Consider the following 14,409-nt stretch of genomic DNA (forward strand, 5'->3'; position numbering starts at 1 on the left):
TGTAATTTTATACTATTAAATGCAAAAAGGGAATTTTCTATTATTAGATGAATTACAGAACAATGGATATTTCTTTTGTCATTACAACTCGATTTCTACCCTGTTTTTTCGCCTCATATAAGCATTGATCTGCTAATCCAATCATTGTTGCTGGCTCACTTGCCATTAAAGGATATTCTGCAATCCCTGATGAAATTGTTATGTTTTTTCCAGTTGGACTTATAGTTCGCTCTATATCTGTACGTAACTGCTCTGCTACTAAATATGCCTCTGTTGCAGATGTATTCGGCAGTAAGATGATAAATTCTTCTCCACCATAACGGCAACATAAATCATTTACTCTTGTTGCTTTTTTCATTTTCAAAGCTAAGAATTTTAATACTTCATCTCCAACACCGTGACCGTATGTATCATTCACCGACTTGAAATGATCTATATCTATTAAAATAATTGAGTAAGGTGTACTTCCACTTGTCCATTTTTGCATTCGTTCATTTAATGTTCTTCGATTCGTCAATCCTGTAAGTGGATCTGTCGTTGATTGGTCCATAAAGAAACTTACTTGTCCATGGAGAAAAGATAGGCTCTGAATTAATGCTTTTTTTAGTTGTATAACTTCATAATACCAGCCGGGTACTTGAGCAAGATTCTTTTCTTCGTTTGCTTTCATACTACTTTCCGTTAATGTCGCTAGTTGCTGTAATGGACGTGCAATTTTAAGTGAAGCCCATAAGATGATAATTAGTGAAACGAGCAATAATGGTAATGCAACATACAGCATCTTCTTCACCATTTTTGTTGCAGGTTCCAAAGCAATTTCAGTCGAGCGTTGTGCCACAACTCCCCAATCGGCAATTGAAATATACGAATATCCTGCAAGCATGTCCTTACCTTTAGAATTAATCAATCGAGCTGCACCTGTACTATGGTTTTCAAGCATTTCACTTACAACTTTATTATCAGATACAACGTCATTAATACGTGATTTATCTTGATGATAAATTATGCGGCCATCGTTATCTACTACATATACGTAAGAACCGTCTTTATAAAAATGCTCACCGAGGACCTCGTTCAATACATTATCTTCTTTCAAATAAATAGTTCCACCTATTAGCCCTAAATATGAGCCCTCTTCAGCAAAAATTGGAACTGAAATGAAGATGAGCAAACGATTTGTAATTCCTTTATAAGGCTTTGATATTAATGGTTTCTTTTGTATTATTGCCTCTTTTATAGCATTAGAAGTAAGAGTCTTTCCTTTTAAATCTAGAGATTGAGGGGAAGTTGCAAGTACTTCTCCCTGTGCGTCTACAATAGCCACAGAATTAAAAGTATTTGTTTGATTCTTTACCCGATCTGCTTCATGTAACAACTTATCTTCATCGTCAAAAATAGCCGTAATTTCTTCAGCACTTATATTAAGGGTTTGTAATGTCTCTTTCATATAATCATTTGCTGTCATTGCTAGCTTTTGAGCGTACGCATGATTCGTTTCAAGAGTACTTTCTTGTAAGGATTGCGTATTCGTATGATAACTACTCCACAAACTACTAGCAATTGTTAAAAGGAACGCCAAAACAGCTACACTGATAATTAAATGATGTAGTTTTAGATTAATTTTCTTCATATACCCCTACCTATTTTCCTTCTATAACTTGATATAATACATCAAGTAAAATAGTAACATACCATAGTTGTTTAAAATACAATAATTAACTATTTTCTAAGTAATTTATTCTCTTTTTAAAATAAAAAATCGCTATTAAGCCATTTAGCTTAAAAGCGATTTATCCAAATTTATTAGTTATTAATGTTAATTATTTGTAAGGCAGTACCCTACTATTCTTTATCTCTAACGTGGTTGAAAATAGAATCTGCATTGTCGAAACAGTGTATAGTATCGTCAAAATCTTCATCTACATCATCTATTTTAATACCTAAAAACCTCAATAACCTGTCCAACATACGATCAACCCCTTAATCTTCGTATTGACATTCTTGAAATTCCTATACTTATTTCGATGATTTTCTTTCGTTCCTACTACTATTATACATTAAAATTGATAAAAATTCTAATACGACGCTAACCATGCTCGATTACTGTCGCATTAAGACTATTAATTCTAAAAAAATAATCCTTTAAAGTCAGCCATAAATAGAACACTATTTATGGCTAAATTTATAATTGGATATAAAAAAACGTTATTTCTAACATATGTTCAGCCTATATAAGACGATTAAATCAATAATTTTAGGAAGTTTCAAAATCTCTATTATACTACGTCTCAATCATTATTCAGCTCTTTTTTAGAATAGGGAAAAACAGAATCTTCACCATCGTAACACTGTATAGTATCGTCAAAGTATACTTCTATTTTAATGCCTAAAGACCCACAGTTTGTCTAACATATAATCAATAACTTATCTTTCTTATTAATATTTTTGGACTTCCCATACCTATTTCGGAACTTTTTGACTTCTTTTCATGTAAACAATAATGCAGAAAATGGCATCAAAAAACCACTTAGTATTTGATGGCACTAAGCGGTTTCACTATTAATTAGTTGTGAAAATATACTTTGTATACTTATAATACTCCTTACCTTTTTCCAAAGTAGATTCTCTTAAATCATCATATTCAATCGAATAAGGTGGTAACTGCGTTTCTAAACATAAACCTAAATAATTTTTAGATTCAATATCCCCAAAAAGATTACCATCACCTAGTTTTTGGCCTGTGTATAAAACGATATATGGATTATTAGTTATTATGCTTAATTGTCTACCACTATTATCATCTTTCAAAACAACATCATATTCACTACTCTTTAATAATTTAAAAGGATGGTCATAGCCTTGACCAGCAATAATCACTTGTTCATTAGCAGAGTGGATACCATCTGCTATTACTCGTTCAGATCGAAAGTCAAATACTGTTCCTTCTACATCTTCTAAACTACCAGTCGGCAATAACTCATCATTTAAAGACAAAAAGTGGCTACTATTAATTTTCAAAATATGTTGTGAAATATCTCTTCTTAAATTGCCACTAAGATTAAAATAACTATGATTTGTCATATTCAATACTGTTTTTTGATCACATATACCACGATATTCAACAATCAACTCATCAGCATTATTAAAAATGTATTTCACTTTTGCCGCTACAGCGCCAGGAAATCCGTTATCTCCATTAACACTGGTATATTCAAATTGTAATACTATTTCATCTTTTGACTCCATGATAGTAGTATTCCAAATGCTTTTGTCAAAACCATTTCTACCACCATGTAATTGATTTCCTCCTTCATTACATGGTAATTGAATGACTTTTCCATCGATTAAAATTTTCCCCTTTGCAACTCTTCCGGCATGTTGCCCAATAACTGCACCGATAAAATGTGGGTTGTTCTCGTATTCTTCAATCGTATCAAATCCTAATACGATATTCTCTAATCTTCCTTCTCGGTCTGGCACAATTAATTTCGTAATGATACATCCAAAGTTTGTACAAGAAAATTTTAGACCTTGATTATTTTGAATACTATATTCATAAATAATTTGGCCATTTTTTTCACCTATGTATTTTGTGGTAAGTTTCATATGGTCCACTCTCTTTCTGAACATAACTATTTCAATGTTTAACCATCTTTTTTCACTAAGAGATTTAAAACGCGCTTCAATAGTTTGCATATTATGGAATGCTGTCAACGCTCCAATGTTAAATCTGAAACTGAAAGACCAATTTTCATACTTTCTGATCTTTCCTTGTTATTCCCTTTGTCAACATTGTTATCGCTTTCATTTTTTTGCAGCTTCACCACAAGCAGAAAGAACAATTATTACTAAAAATAAGCTACAAAAAACAGTAATCCTCTGAACTTCTTCGTACATTATCCTCCTTTTTAATTACCATAATATTCTAAATTAAATGTTATCTTAACACAGGTAATTTAGTTTGTCTATTCAACATCAATTTCACGAGCAGATATTGCCCTCTCTTCCTGTTTAAACAAAGCAACCGTTTCATCATTGATGGCCGAACAATATGACGATGAATTTATAATCGAAACAGGTCCTGGTGAATCAAGTGGAGGCAGACGCCCCGTTATGCTAACTTTCAATAAAAATACCTTTGTTTAATATGTTTTCGTCCAGTCTTATGGCACCAGCTGCCCCTTGTAAGGCTCCTACGCTCAATTTTCGCTCGAATGATTACTATAAAAAAAAAAAAAACAGCCTACTTCAATTAAGAAATAGACTGATTTATATCGGAAAGCGTTACGTTTATAAAATTGTATGGTTGATTCCATTTCCTTGTTCCCTGTCATTAACGCGCCTACTTATGTATAAAAAGTCGAATATGTTATATAAATATTAGCCAAGCTATCCCCTTATTTTACCTTAGTAATGCCATAGAGAATTAGTTCTTTAATAGAACGAATCCATTCTTCCTGTGCAAATCCCTCACGATTTGGTGTTGCTATACTTTGAAGTATAAATCCAAGTATTAAATCGCTAGGTATTTCTTTATTTAAAATATTTTCTTTTTTACCTTGTTCAATCAACTCTTGTATGATATCTCTCATCTCTAATTGCAATTGCATCAGAATTTTCTTTTTCAGTATCACCAATTCAGACCCATTATCTTGAATTTGATTTCCAATTCCGAAAAATTGCTGTAAACTTTTGTATTTGTATACTTTTGTAAGTAATTCATCTAACTGCCCTAGTAAAGGTATCTGTTGATCAATCGATTTTAATTCAACATGCACCTTCTGCAAAGCCGATACCATATAATTACTAATAAGCTCTTCTTTGTTCATATATTGTTTATAAATTGCCGCCCTCGAAACTTGTAAAGTCTCTGCTAGTAAGCTAAACGTAAAACCTTCATATCCATACCTCAATAAAAGTAAATGCGTTGTTGTAAATAGTTCATCATGTGTAAATTTTCTCTCTCTCGCCATTTTATTCACCTCTATTTATAAAATATTCCTCTAACATAAGTACATATACACTACATTATACCTTTAGTTACCAATATTAGCGTTGAAATAGTAAATATTACGTTTATAGATTAAATCCATATTCTCTACTACTCAAAAATCTCCATAGGACATTAACATTTAGACACGTAATGCATCTGTTAAAATTAGGGAATTTAACTTAACTCGCACGGTATTAGCATTTTTAGAATTATTTTATATAAAATATAGGTTCTTATTTGCATTGGCATTTCGGAATGGTATACGATTTCTTAAAAGGCATAAGTTTCTAGTATGCCTATGTTTTTAAAAAAGGAGAGATTGTTTATGTTCGTAGTAACTAACCGTATTAAAACGAAAAAAGGCTTTGCTGAAAAAATGGCACCTAATTTCACTCGTCCAGGTGCACTTCAATCATTTGAAGGCTTTGTCAAAGTTGAAGTAGCTGTATGCAAAGATTTTGAAGAATACGATGAAATGAGCGTTAATATGTACTGGGAAACACTTGATGGCTTCAAAGCTTGGCGTGAAAGTGATGCATTCAAAGCATCTCACAAACGTCCAGAGGCAAAACCAGGTGAAGCTCCTAAAGAATCTCCAATGCTTGGTAGTCAAATCGTTATAGCTGAAATTGTTTCACGCATTGAAGCACCTCAAGCTTAAGCTATTATTCAATAAGAAAGGCTCTAACTGAAGTTGTCATTCTCCAGTTAGAGCCTTTTTAAATTTACGCTATTAATCTAATGAACCGTAACTTACAATACGTGGTTCCCAGTAACTACCTTTTGCAACACTTTGATATTGTACTTTGTTCCCTGCTGCATGTAATACTTTGTTGTTTCCTGCATATAAACCTACATGTGTAATCGTGCTACCGCCTGGTGTTGCAGTGAAAAAGATTAAATCCCCTACTTCTGGACTACTTACTTTTTTAGTAACAGCACGTTGAGAGCGACTATTATGTGGTAATGTTCCATATCCAGCTTTTTTATATGCATAAGCTGTAAAACCTGAGCAATCAAAACCTGATGGCGACATGCCACCCCATACATAAGGAACGCCTAAATATTGACTACCCACACTTATAACTTTGTTACGAAGTGCTGAGTTCGAGCTAGAAACTGTTGTTGTTTTTTTGTATTTTTTTAAGTATGAGCTTGATACCCAACCTGTCTTATTACTATGTTTAACTTTAAACCATGTTGTTCCGCTTACGGTCTTTTTATATGAAGCTGTCACGACAGCTCCTTTTTTTAGCGTTGTTATTTTCCCACTTTTTAGTGATGCACTTTTACGCATGTTTAATACTGATTTTGTTTTATATTTGCCGCTAATTTTTGTTGCTTTCGCAGTAGATATTGTTGATTTTTTATATTTTTTTAAGTATGAACCAGATACCCAACCAGTTTTTCCACCGTGTTTTACTTTGTACCATGTTGTACCACTTACTTTCTTTTTATATGTAGCTGTTACGACTGCACCTTTTTTTAGTGTTGTAATTTTCTTGCTGCTTGTAGATGGACCTTTACGCATATTCAATGCTGCTGTTGTTTTATATTTACCTGAAATTTTAGTTGCTTTTGAGCTTGAGACCATCGTAATTTTGTTAGCAGAATCTTGTAAAACATTTGTTGCATTTGTTTGTGTTGGTTGTTGAGGTTGATTATTTACTAATGCTCCAAGTCCAAGTGTTAATGTCAAAGTAGTTGCTGTGATAGCTTTAAATACTGTTTGCTTGTTCATATGAATAATGTTCCTCCAATTTTCTCTTTTATGGTAGATAATAATATTTCGATATTTAAGGGTGTATATAACGTTTTTTTATTAATTCCACTACTAATACTAAGGAAAGTCAGTTGGAGAAACAACGGCATTTCATTTACAATGTCATTACACTTTATTACAAATAACTCAAAATCCTTTTACTATATCCAATTTTTAATACAACGGAAATATAAACGGATTAATTTTCCATTTAATACTACTTTTTATGATGCCATTATTTAATTGAGCAATTTTTACTGAGAATGGTAACTACTTTTTAAAATCATAATTATTAAATGTAAAAAAACTCCCTTATGCTTTAATAGCTAAGGGAGTTTTTCTATTTAGTAATAGAACTAATTATGTTTCTTCTTGGAAAATATTTAAATTTAGAGGCGTCATTGAAATTGGGATTTGAAATTCCTGAAGCGACTCAATGTTTCTATAGAAATCTTCTACATCACCCTCAACATCAAAGTAAAATTCGTGAAACTGCAGGTTTTCAAGATCAAAAGTTGGCTTAAAAGTAAATTCACAATGCAATTGTTCCATTTCATCATTATCTTCCGTTGCAAATTGTCTTACAAAATCTAAATAAAACAAATTTTCGCCGGTAAAATTATATGTACCACATTCGAAAAGTAAAGCAATTTCCTCCTCTCCCTCTACCGGATTTCTACCAAATTCCTTGAATATCTCCCAAACAGTTGCAGGATTACTTGGAATTCCTGCAATTTTGTTTTTGAGATACTGTTCTGCATTTTTTACTGTAATCATATTTTCCCAACTTTACTAAACCGTTTAATAGAAAACGGTTTGATATCTAAATCTGTAAATCCTTTTGTAATCAGGTTACTTAGTACTTCTCCGACAGCGCTAGCAAACTTGAAACCATGTCCTGAGAAACCAGCTGCTATGGCGATATTATTGTATTTTGGGTGGACATCTATTATGAAATCTTCATCTGGCGTCATTGTGTACATACATGTTTTTCCCAATTTCAACTCATGCTCACGTGGCATAAATTCATCTAGGAATCCATTTAGATTTTCTACATCGCCGACAACATCACCAAATGCAAGTTTGACTTCATCTGGAATAATGGTATCTCCTCCATCATGCCGACCAACTTTTAATCCAGCGCCATCAATACTTGGAAAGCCGTAGTATATACTATCCGCAAGCTCGAATGTGAAAGCCGGAAAATCGTTTTGATTGTAGTATCTTTCGTCTACATCGTACCAAGCGAATGTTTTTCGAATTGGATTTAGTGGAAGTTCTAAATCCAGCTGTTTTAATAATTCGCCTGACCAAGCACCTGCAGAAATAATTACTGAGTCTGCTGTAAATGTTGCACCATCTTCTGTATAAATCGTAACTTTGCCAGACTGTGGATAGACTTTAGTAACACGGCTATTTGTACGAATAGTTGCTCCTGCATTTAATGCTAATTCTCTATAAGCTTCAACGCATGATTCTACTCTTAATACGCCTGAAGTAGGTTCGAAACAACCGAGGAAATTTTCAGGTAACTGCATACCATCCCATTTTTCGTTCACCTCAGATGCCGTCATAACTTCTAAAGGTAGATCAAATTCCTCTGCACTCTTAATCACATTTTTGATGAATGGAATATTTTTGTCCCCAACATTTATGACACCCGTTTGAAGGAAAATTTCCTTACCTGTTTGTTGTGCAAGTTCTTGCCATAAATCACGTGCACGTAATGCAAGTGGAACATACTCTACACCTTCACCATATGCATAACGAATTATGCGTGTCTCACCATGGTGACTTCCTTTATCATGTGGCGGATTAAAGGCATCTAATAGTAAAGTCTTTTTTCCACTTTGTGAAAGGAAATAGCCCGCAGCCATTCCCATTGAACCTGCTCCTATAACTATCACATCATAATGCATTTTCATTCCCCCTTGATACTTATTATAAATATATTACTATGAATTTTTAGAATATTGGGGAGTGTTAGTGAATATTGCTGAAATGTACATGTTTGTTGTTCAACGTTACATATTGGAAGAGATACCTTTAATAGCTGTGTTTCATATATTCGACTATTTTATTATTGAATCAACACTAAACTTCCTCATTAGTTTCGCAATTTATGGCGAAAAATGCGATAATGAGGAAAACGAATATTAAGGATGACATGATGACAAAAATGATAACACTTAGAGTGGATCAAAGCTTTCTTGCAGATTTAAAAAGAGGCTATCCATTAATTTTAAAAGAGGCTGTAGTTAATACAGATATGCTGCGTGAAGAAGGCGAACTTATTCGTCTTGTGGACCGTGCTAACCGCTATTTAGCAACTGGATATTATGGTAATCAAAATAAAGGAATTGGTTGGGTCCTTACGACAAAAGAACATGAAGAGATCGATGGGGCATTTTTCAAAACTAAATTGAAAAATGCACTAGATCACCGTGCTGACTTTTTCGAAGATAGCCAAACGACGGCATTCCGTGTATTTAACGGAGAAGGGGACGGCATTGGCGGTCTAACAATCGACTATTTTGATGGTTATTATATGGTTAGTTGGTATAGTGATGGAATATATAGCTTCAAACAATATATCTATGACGCACTTGCTGAATTAGTTGAATTCAAAGCTATTTATGAGAAAAAACGTTTTGATACGAAGGGCCAATATATCGAGCAAGATGATTTCGTAATGGGTGAACCTGGTGATTTCCCTATCATTATTAAAGAAAATGGTATGAATTTTGCTGTTAACCTAAATGATGGTGCAATGACTGGCATCTTCCTTGATCAACGCGATGTACGTCGTACAATCCGTGACTATTATGCAGAAGATACGAATATGCTGAATACTTTCTCTTACACTGGTGCATTTTCTGTTGCTGCTGCTCTTGGCGGTGCTAAAGAAACAACGAGTGTAGATCTTGCAAAACGTAGCTTAGCGAAAACGATTGAACAATTTAGTGTCAATGGTATCGATTATGAAGCGCAAAATATTAAAGTAATGGATGTATTCGATTATTTCAAATATGCCGTTCGTCATAACATGAAATATGATTTAGTTGTACTAGATCCTCCTAGCTTTGCACGTTCGAAAAAAATGACATTTAGTACTGCAAAAGATTATCCGAAATTGCTAATGGACGCAATTGCTATTACGGAGAAAAACGGTATTATTGTTGCTTCTACAAACAATGCAAGCTTCGGTATGAAAAAGTTCAAGACATTCATTGATAAGGCATTTAAAGATTCAAACACTCGCTACAAAATTGTTGAACAATCTTCTCTACCAAAGGATTTCCGCGCAAACCGCGACTTCCCTGAGTTCAACTATTTAAAAGTTGTGTTTATTAAAAAGTTGAATAAGTAATAGTTTAAACCGCAACCAAAATGGTTGCGGTTTTTATATTTTCGGCTTAAGAATGTTGCCATGTCGTTTACATTTTATTTTCATTAAATACCTACTATCATATTAATTGATACTTCTTTACCGTTTTGAATAACAACCCTCGTATCATACTCCAAATCTCCGGGTTGTATAAAATATAGTCCCTTATCTTCATTACTCTTTTTCGCTACTTTATTCTCATCAATATATACCTTCAATACATTACCTTCTGTTTTAATTTCTACATTTTTAACCTGTTTAGGATTAACGCTTCCACTATTCACGTAAATATGAAAATCCTTTTCATGCTGAAATAAATATATTCCTTTTTCAGTTGCATTGATTTCGATATATTCTTTGATATCAGATTTCACTTTATCAATTGGTATTTGCTCAACAGATTTATCCTGTCCACAGGCTGCTAATACAATGGTCAGTACTATTAAAAATAAAAACCTACTCAAATAATCCCTCACTTTGTAAAATTTTATATTTTTGTAATTAAAAACATTTTATCTTAAATAAAAAGAGGCCGCAACTGCGCCTCTTTCTCTTAATGAGCTGATTTTTCGTTTAAGAATAACTGATTCTTCGTTTTCCAACTTTTTCATATAACGTTTTAATTACTGTTCTCGTTTTATCCAAATACTCGATCGTCTCTTCATATGTACTAGTTGCTACGCACATAAATAGTATATCTAACACATGTAGCTGTGCTAATCTCGAAGAAGTAGCACCACTTCTAAAAGTAGCTTCTACTTTAGGTGAGGTATATAAACAGATATCCGCCAAACTGGAAATGAGTGAATTTCCGTATCTTGTAAGGCTAATCGTTGTAGCATTTACGCCATTTGCTATCTCCAAAACTTTTGCCACCTCATGTGTTTCACCTGAAAAGGAAATACCAACAACTACATCTCCCTCTTCAGCATTGACAACGGCGGTGGCACCTAAATGAGTATCCGTGAAAAACATACAATATTTATTAATGCGTACAAATTTTTGATAAGCATCCATTGCAGCTATTGCTGATGCACCAACACCAAAAAAGAAGATTCTCTTAGCATTTAAGATTGCATCCACAGCATGCTTTAGTTCTTTTTGATCGATTAAATCTGCCGTCTCACGTAAAATTTGCATACTATGATTTGTGATCTTATCAATTGTTAGCTCTAACGGTTCATTCGGTTCGATATCACGTACATCCATCTTTTCACTTTGTAAATCTCCGGCTATTCTAAGTTTCAATTCTTGTATGCCACTTAAATTCAATGATTTACAAAGGCGAATGACAGCCGCACTGCTTGTATTGCTTTGTTTGCCAATGTCGACTGCTGTCATTTTAATTGCTTCAGCAGGATGTTTTAAAATATATTGGGCAATTTTCCGCTCAGAAGGTGGCAAGCTAGCTTCCATTTCAGCAAGTATAAGTAATCCCGAATTCATCTTTTCTATACTCATAACCCCCTGCTTCCTTGTTTAATATTGAAGAAAGATTACTATATTCTCTTCCTTATCTAGATATTTTTAAGTTGAATTGCTGCACGAACGTGACCTTTTGAATTTGCTAAAAGCTGTTTTGACTCATCCAAAGTTGACTGTGTTAAAAGCATAACTATCGCTGGTTTCACTTCGTAACCTGTTTTAGCTAACACTTGCTCTGCTTGTTCGTAAGTAACTTCTGTTGCCTCACAAACAATTCTTTTTGCACGTTCTTTTAATTTGTTATTACTCGCGTGTACATCAACCATTAAATTTTTATATACTTTACCTAATTGAACCATAGTAGCTGTAGAGATCATGTTTAATACCATTTTATGTGCTGAAGCCGCCTTTAATCGTGTAGATCCTGTTAAGATTTCTGGACCAGTATCTACCTCAATCGCAATATCAGCACACTCGCTAATAATTGAGTTTGGATTACTTGTTAAACTCATTGTTTTAGCACCGACAGAACGAGCATAAACTAAAGCCCCTTTTACGAAAGGGGTGCTACCGCTTGCCGCAATACCAATCACCACATCACGTTCTGTTAAACCATGTTCTTTTAGGCTTGATTGACCCCATTGTTCATCGTCTTCAGCTCCTTCTACGGCTAAGACAACAGCATCGATTCCACCTGCTAATATTGCCTGTACTACTTCTGGTGATGTACTAAATGTAGGAGGACATTCCACTGCGTCTAACAAACCAATTCTCCCGCTTGTTCCAGCACCCACATAGAATAATCGCCCCCCTGTTTCAAGAGAATGATATACAACCTTAATCGTTTTTTCTATTTTGGGTAGTACCTTTTCAATAGCTAGAGGAATTTTGAGGTCATCCTGATTCATTAATTTTATAATTTCAGATACAGACATTAAATCTAAATTGCTCGTTTCCCTATGATGCGCTTCTGTTTGCAGTTTAGGCTCTCGCTCCATAGATTTTCAATTCCTCCTAATCTTATTTTCAAGATCAACTTTCATCCATGTCTGTAACAGATCGACTTGCATTTTTTTTGTGATTGGAATGCTCATATCAAGAAGTGCTAAAGTAAATGCACCAACTACTGGTGATACAAATGGTTTAATCAATTCATTGTCACCTATGACTAAGTTTAGAGAGTGCTCAAATTGGTTTAAAAAATACTCATTTTCAAATAACCCACCACATACAACAATTGGTAATGACTTAGCACTTTCCTCTCTTGAGTATATAATTCCCAATAGGTGCACTAATTGAGCTACTGCATCAAATACAATTCGACATGCTACATCGTTACCTCGCTCTGCTAACTTCAAAACAATTTTCGCAATCGATGACACTATCAAACGTGGTTGTTCCTGTTCATAAATTTTCGTGATGATGTCTACGGTATTATTCAGTTGAAGATATTTGAGAACCTCTTCTGAAAATTCATCAAGCTCTTCATTTAAATCATAGAGTTGTGAGATATGGCTTAATGCTTGTGTTCCAATATAATAACCACTACCTTCATCGCCAAATAAATAGCCCCATCCCCCTGCTCGAAGAATTTTGCGACCATCTTCTTGTACTAAATAAGCAATAGAACCGGTACCCGCTATTAAAACCAATCCATCCAATTTAAATGTTCCACTTACTAAAGCAGCTACTGCATCATTAGTAACTCGCATTGTACAATGATACGATTGAAAATACTCTCGTATCCATTCATTCCAACAGACCGAATCTTCCTCACGATCACCACCGGCTGCACATACAAAGACAGACTTGACCTCCGCTTTTTGAATAGCGGATTTTACTAACAACGTATCTAATAGATGGCCTATTTGGATTTTAACTTTTTCTTTTGGAGTAGCCTTTATATTCGAGCCTTCACCAGTTACGAGAGCTAGAATCTCTCCATCGCTATTGCCAATCACCGCTTGAGTTTTAGTACCGCCACCATCTATTCCAATAAAATAACGTTTATTTAATTGCACCTGCCGTCAGTCCTTCCATAAACTGCTTTGAAGCGATGAAAAATAGTAAAATCATTGGTAATGAAGCTAAAGTTAATCCTGCAAATAGCGATCCCCAATCCGCTGAATGTTCACCAAATAAGGACATCATTCCTACAGGGATTGTCATTTTCGCCTTTTCAGTAATAAAAATTAATGGGAAGAAAAAATCATTCCATGCAGATATAAAATTAATAATAATTACAGTTCCTAAAGCAGGTCGCATAATTGGCAATAGCACATGCCAGAGTATGCGTATATTTCCTGCACCATCCATTCGAGCAGCTTCCTCCAATTCAACAGGCATTGTACGGAAAAAGCCTGTCAAAATAAGCATTGTTAACGGAATCCCTGTTGCAACATTCATAAAAATTAATGACCAAAGTGAATTGATTAATCCTAAATCTCTCATCAAAATGAATAATGGTACGATCCCTAACTTAATCGGTATCATCATTCCTAATAAGAAAATAAAGAAAATGGCATTAGTCCACGAAAATTTAAAACGTGCAATATAAAAGGCTGCTAATGAACACACAATGATAATTAAAGATACTGACACAACACTTACTATGACACTATTCATAAAGTAGGTAGTAAAAGGGACTTTTGATAATAACGTCCGATAAGTATCTAAACTAATACTTGTCGGCAGACCTAAAGGATTTTTAAAAATTTCTGCACTCGTTTTGAATGAAGAAAGAATCATTAACAAAATCGGATACAAACTAATTGTCGCAGCAACAAAAACAACTATATAATAGAAAGGTTTAGTCCAAATAGTTACTTGCTTCATATCTTC

General features: G+C 34.0%; 15 protein-coding genes. 3 read left to right on the forward strand and 12 right to left on the reverse strand.

The genetic code is table 11. The features are described 5' to 3' along the window. Positions 1-52 precede the first annotated feature (52 nt). The 4 genes from MHH85_RS18440 to MHH85_RS18455 all read right to left on the reverse strand — a co-directional run bounded on the left by MHH85_RS18440 (position 53) and on the right by MHH85_RS18455 (position 4,973). Entirely contained in the window at positions 53-1,630 is a 1,578-nt protein-coding gene (locus MHH85_RS18440; protein WP_340708017.1) for a sensor domain-containing diguanylate cyclase, read from the reverse strand. 212 nt (positions 1,631-1,842) lie between these two features. Beyond that, positions 1,843-1,968, reverse strand: a complete 126-nt coding sequence (locus MHH85_RS18445; RefSeq protein ID WP_340708018.1) for a hypothetical protein — start codon at positions 1,966-1,968, stop codon at positions 1,843-1,845. A gap of 591 nt (positions 1,969-2,559) precedes the next feature. Beyond that, a complete protein-coding gene (locus tag MHH85_RS18450; protein ID WP_340708019.1) occupies positions 2,560-3,696 on the reverse strand; it encodes an aldose epimerase family protein in 1,137 nt (378 codons plus the stop codon). 701 nt (positions 3,697-4,397) lie between these two features. Next, the gene (locus MHH85_RS18455; RefSeq protein WP_340708020.1) at positions 4,398-4,973 is read right to left on the reverse strand and encodes a TetR/AcrR family transcriptional regulator; all 576 of its coding nucleotides are present in this window, start codon (positions 4,971-4,973) and stop codon (positions 4,398-4,400) included. Between the two features lie 345 nt (positions 4,974-5,318). Here MHH85_RS18455 and MHH85_RS18460 point away from each other — a divergent pair, with 345 nt between their 5' ends. Beyond that, a complete protein-coding gene (locus tag MHH85_RS18460; RefSeq protein WP_053418144.1) occupies positions 5,319-5,654 on the forward strand; it encodes a heme oxygenase in 336 nt (111 codons plus the stop codon). A gap of 72 nt (positions 5,655-5,726) precedes the next feature. On the opposite strand, the gene MHH85_RS18465 is transcribed toward MHH85_RS18460, so the two are convergent. The 3 genes from MHH85_RS18465 to solA form a co-directional block, all read right to left on the reverse strand. After that, entirely contained in the window at positions 5,727-6,734 is a 1,008-nt protein-coding gene (locus MHH85_RS18465; RefSeq protein WP_340708021.1) for a C40 family peptidase, read from the reverse strand. A 381-nt stretch (positions 6,735-7,115) separates the two neighbouring features. Continuing rightward, positions 7,116-7,532 carry a hypothetical protein gene (locus MHH85_RS18470; protein WP_340708022.1) on the reverse strand — a complete coding sequence of 139 codons (417 nt, stop codon included), beginning with the start codon at positions 7,530-7,532 and terminating at the stop codon, positions 7,116-7,118. Then, a complete protein-coding gene (gene solA, locus MHH85_RS18475; protein ID WP_340708023.1) occupies positions 7,529-8,674 on the reverse strand; it encodes an N-methyl-L-tryptophan oxidase in 1,146 nt (381 codons plus the stop codon). The genes MHH85_RS18470 and solA overlap by 4 nt, the downstream gene beginning before the upstream one ends. 67 nt (positions 8,675-8,741) lie before the next feature. On the opposite strand from solA, the gene MHH85_RS18480 reads away from it, so the two are divergent. Then, entirely contained in the window at positions 8,742-8,915 is a 174-nt protein-coding gene (locus MHH85_RS18480; protein ID WP_340708024.1) for a hypothetical protein, read from the forward strand. A gap of 10 nt (positions 8,916-8,925) precedes the next feature. Further along, complete coding sequence (locus MHH85_RS18485; RefSeq protein WP_193738124.1) at positions 8,926-10,125, forward strand: class I SAM-dependent rRNA methyltransferase; 1,200 nt, start codon at positions 8,926-8,928, stop codon at positions 10,123-10,125. Positions 10,126-10,208: 83 nt separating this feature from the next. Here the strand turns inward: MHH85_RS18485 and MHH85_RS18490 are convergent, their stop codons facing one another. From MHH85_RS18490 to MHH85_RS18510, 5 genes are all read right to left on the reverse strand, one after another. Beyond that, positions 10,209-10,607, reverse strand: a complete 399-nt coding sequence (locus MHH85_RS18490; RefSeq protein WP_340708025.1) for a hypothetical protein — start codon at positions 10,605-10,607, stop codon at positions 10,209-10,211. A gap of 109 nt (positions 10,608-10,716) precedes the next feature. Further along, the gene (locus MHH85_RS18495; protein WP_340708202.1) at positions 10,717-11,598 is read right to left on the reverse strand and encodes a MurR/RpiR family transcriptional regulator; all 882 of its coding nucleotides are present in this window, start codon (positions 11,596-11,598) and stop codon (positions 10,717-10,719) included. A 62-nt stretch (positions 11,599-11,660) separates the two neighbouring features. Continuing rightward, complete coding sequence (murQ, locus tag MHH85_RS18500; protein ID WP_340708026.1) at positions 11,661-12,566, reverse strand: N-acetylmuramic acid 6-phosphate etherase; 906 nt, start codon at positions 12,564-12,566, stop codon at positions 11,661-11,663. A gap of 6 nt (positions 12,567-12,572) precedes the next feature. Further along, on the reverse strand, positions 12,573-13,589 hold the full coding sequence (locus MHH85_RS18505) for an N-acetylglucosamine kinase (protein WP_340708027.1): 1,017 nt from the start codon (positions 13,587-13,589) through the stop codon (positions 12,573-12,575). After that, positions 13,576-14,403, reverse strand: coding sequence for a carbohydrate ABC transporter permease (locus MHH85_RS18510; RefSeq protein WP_340708028.1), 828 nt, complete (start codon positions 14,401-14,403; stop codon positions 13,576-13,578). The genes MHH85_RS18505 and MHH85_RS18510 overlap by 14 nt, the downstream gene beginning before the upstream one ends. Positions 14,404-14,409: the final 6 nt, after the last annotated feature.

It is taken from the genome of Viridibacillus sp. FSL E2-0187 (assembly GCF_038006425.1).
GTDB lineage: Bacteria > Bacillota > Bacilli > Bacillales_A > Planococcaceae > Viridibacillus > Viridibacillus arvi.